The organism is uncultured Aquincola sp., assembly GCF_964001545.1.
GTDB lineage: Bacteria > Pseudomonadota > Gammaproteobacteria > Burkholderiales > Burkholderiaceae_C > Aquincola.
Genome location: NZ_CAXFDV010000428.1, coordinates 1 through 3,215, shown reverse-complemented (window position 1 = coordinate 3,215; position 3,215 = coordinate 1). Strand labels below are relative to the sequence as shown.

The 3,215-nt window shown below is 72.5% G+C and carries 4 protein-coding genes; 1 reads left to right on the top strand and 3 read right to left on the bottom strand.

Annotated elements, in window-relative coordinates; translation table 11 throughout:
- Window positions 1-875, bottom strand: an 875-nt coding sequence (locus tag ABNT58_RS14510; protein ID WP_348754171.1) for a hypothetical protein, incomplete at its 3' end; no start/stop codon positions are given.
- Window positions 876-1,005: 130 nt separating this feature from the next.
- Here ABNT58_RS14510 and ABNT58_RS14505 point away from each other — a divergent pair.
- Window positions 1,006-2,643 carry an MFS transporter gene (locus ABNT58_RS14505; RefSeq protein ID WP_348754170.1) on the top strand — a complete coding sequence of 546 codons (1,638 nt, stop codon included), beginning with the start codon at window positions 1,006-1,008 and terminating at the stop codon, window positions 2,641-2,643.
- Window positions 2,644-2,667: 24 nt separating this feature from the next.
- Here the strand turns inward: ABNT58_RS14505 and ABNT58_RS14500 are convergent, their stop codons facing one another.
- Window positions 2,668-2,937, bottom strand: a complete 270-nt coding sequence (locus ABNT58_RS14500) for a DUF5668 domain-containing protein (RefSeq protein ID WP_348754169.1) — start codon at window positions 2,935-2,937, stop codon at window positions 2,668-2,670.
- An 82-nt stretch (window positions 2,938-3,019) separates the two neighbouring features.
- Window positions 3,020-3,215, bottom strand: a 196-nt coding sequence (locus ABNT58_RS14495) for an anti-sigma factor (RefSeq protein WP_348754168.1), incomplete at its 5' end; no start/stop codon positions are given.

Sequence of the window (3,215 nt, the reverse complement as noted above, 5' to 3'; positions counted from 1 at the left end):
GGGTCCAGCGCTTCGCGCGGGATGACGAAGGCCTGGTGGCCGGCCAGCAGGTGCTGCGGGTCGTCGCTGGCGTGGTACAGCAGCACCGGCACCGCGCGGCCGTTGCCGCTGGTGAGCGTGGCGGCGGTCAGGCGGATGCGCTGGCCGGCCGGCGCGCGCAGGTAGATCGGGTGGCCGGTGCCCGGCCCGGCGGTGAAACCCAGGCCGGTGAAAGGCTCGGGGCTTTCGCCGTACATGTAAGGCTGCAGGCCGGCGCTGCCCGAGCACGGGTAGGTGAGCAGCGCGGCCGGCTCCAGCGGCTGGCGCCCCGGCGGCGTGCCGGTTTCCCAGGCCAGGATGGACTGGCGGTAGGGCGACGGCGCCGCATCGGCCAGCGCCACGGCCACGCCCACGTCGGTGTTGCCGTCCAGCATGCCGGCCAGGTGGTACACGGTGGCCAGCATCGCCCGCACCAGCGCGTCGCCCGGCGGTACGCTGCTGCTCAGCGGCGCAAAGCTCAGGTACTCGCCCATCTGCGCATAGCGGTACCCGGCGGCCTGCACACGGTCGGCCGCGGTCACGCCCTTGAAGCCGCTGCGCGAGGGATCTTCGGTGTGGGTGGCGGCCACGCCTTCGGTGAAACGCAGTTTCAGGTAGTCGGCATGCCAGCCGGCGGCGGTGTCGAGCTGGGCCTGGCGCTGCACGCGCCCGAAGCCGCAACGCTCACGCTCCTGGTTGACGGTGGCCAGGGCCAGCGCGGCCGCCTCGGTCGCATCCGCCACGGGCACCGTGCCGCCCGCCGTGCCACCGGCGGTGCCGGTGCCGGTGGCCGCCTCCGACTCAGCCCCGCCGCCGCCGCACGCGGCCAGCACCACGGCCAGGGCCACACCCGTCACTGACAACCTGCTTCTCATGCCCGCAGATATCGGCCGCCGCGGCCGCCGCTGAAACCGCGCCGCACCCAGGCCCACCGCAGTTCCCACAACGGCGGCGGTGCGCAGCCGGGCTAAAGTCGGCGGCCTGCCGATGTCCATCGAACCCCTGTCGCCCTCCTCCCCGCCCGAGCCCCCCTCGGCCCCGCCCCGCACCGGCACGCTGGCGCCGCTGGCCCGGCCGGTCTTTCGCATGTTGTGGCTGGCCACGGTCACCGCCAACGTGTGCATGTGGATGAACGACGTGGCGGCCGCCTGGCTGATGACGCAGCTGGCGCCCAACCCGGTGTGGGTGGCGCTGGTGCAGACGGCGGCCACGCTGCCGGTGTTCCTGCTGGGCGTGCCCAGCGGCGCGATGGCCGACATCGTCGACCGGCGGCACTGGTTCATGTTCACGCAGCTGTGGGTGGCGGTCACCGCGGTGCTGCTCAGCGTGCTGGCGTTTTCGGGCGCACTCAATGCGCCGCTGCTGCTGGTGCTGGTGTTTGCCAACGGCATCGGGCTGGCGATGCGCTGGCCGGTGTTCGCGGCCATCGTGCCCGAGCTGGTACCGCGCAGCGAGCTCACGGCCGCGCTGGCGCTCAACGCCATCGCGATGAATGCATCGCGCATCGCCGGGCCCATTCTGGCCGGCGCCATCCTCACCGGGCTGGGCAGCGCCTGGGTGTTCGGCCTCAATGCCGCGCTGTCGCTGGGCGCGGCGCTGATCATCTGGCAGTGGAAGAACACGCCGCGCGCCAGTGCGCTGCCGGGCGAGCGCTTCGTGGGCGCGATGCGCGTGGGCATCCAGTACGTGCGCCAGTCGCCGGGCATGCGGGTGGTGCTGTTGCGCATCTTCGTGTTCTTTCTGCACAGCACCGCGCTGCTGGCGCTGATGCCGCTGGTGGCGCAGCGCCTGTCGCATGGCGGCGCCGGCATCTTCACGCTGCTGCTGGCCTGCATGGGCGCGGGGGCGGTGGCCACGGCGCTGATGCTGCCGCGCATCCGCGAGCGCTTCACGCGCGACGACCTGGTGCAGTACGGCACCTTGCTCAATGCGCTGGGCACGCTGGTGGTGGCGCTGTCGCCCAGCCTGTGGGTCAGCGCGCCGGCGATGGTGCTGGCCGGCGCGGGCTGGATCTCGGTGGCCAATTCGCTCACCCTCTCGGCCCAGCTGGCGCTGCCCGATTGGGTGCGGGCCCGCGGCATGTCCATCTACCAGACCGCGTTGATGGCCGGCAGCGCCGGCGGCGCCGCGCTGTGGGGCCAGGTGGCCGGCATCACCAACCTGCAGATCAGCCTGCTGGCGGCTGCCGCCACCGGCCTGCTGATGCTGGTGCTGCTGCGCAACCAGCGGGTGCAGCAGCTGGGCGACGCCGACCTGACGCCGCAGCGCGACGTGCTCAAGAGCCCCACCGCCGCGCCCGACGTGGACGCGCAGGCCGGCCCGGTGATGGTGACGATCGAGTACGACGTCGACCCGCAGGACGAGCCCGCCTTCTCGGAGCTGATGCGCGAAAGCCGCCGCAGCCGGTTGGGGCAAGGCGCCATTTCCTGGGGCGTGTTCCGCGACCATGCCAACCCTCGGCACTGGATGGAGTACTACGTCGACGAGAACTGGACCGAGCACCTGCGCCGCTTCGACCGCATCACCGCGGTGGAACTGGCGCTGCGCGACCGGCGCCTCGGCTTCCACCGCGGCAAGGCGCCGCCCAAGGTCTCGCGCTACGTGGGGCAGGCGGTGGAGCGTTAGCGGGCAAGGCCGGCGGCTGGCGGCTCAGCGCTGCGCGCCGCCGTCGGCACGGAACCGTGCCCGCTCTTCATCGCTCATCTGCACCCAGGCCGGGCCGAATCGACGAGCCATGCGGCGCTCCCAGCGGTCTGTGCCCCACACGCGCCAGCGGGGCTTGCGCACCAGCAGGGCCACGCCGATGCCGATGAGCAGCAACGGCCACAGCAGCTGCATCATCTCGCGGTCGATGTAGCCGTAGTGCCTGAGCAGCCCGAACCCGCCGATGAGGATGAGGACGATCGGGAAGATGCGCATGGTCGGCTCCTGGCAGCACGGATGGTGACCACCGATGTTGCAGCCAGCCGGCTGCAACGCCCATCCCCAGCATGCGATCCGCCTACAGCCGGACGCTGCGCCCCACGAACAGGATGGGCCCGGTCGGCCGGCCGATGGTGGAGCCGCCTTCGGGCTCCAGCGTGATCTCGAACAGCTGCCGGGCGCCCACGCCGGGCAGGCGGGTGGCGGGGATCTCGACCGTCTGGCCGGCGGCCACCAGGCCCAGCGAGGTGGGGCCGGCCGCGCCTTCGGGCTTG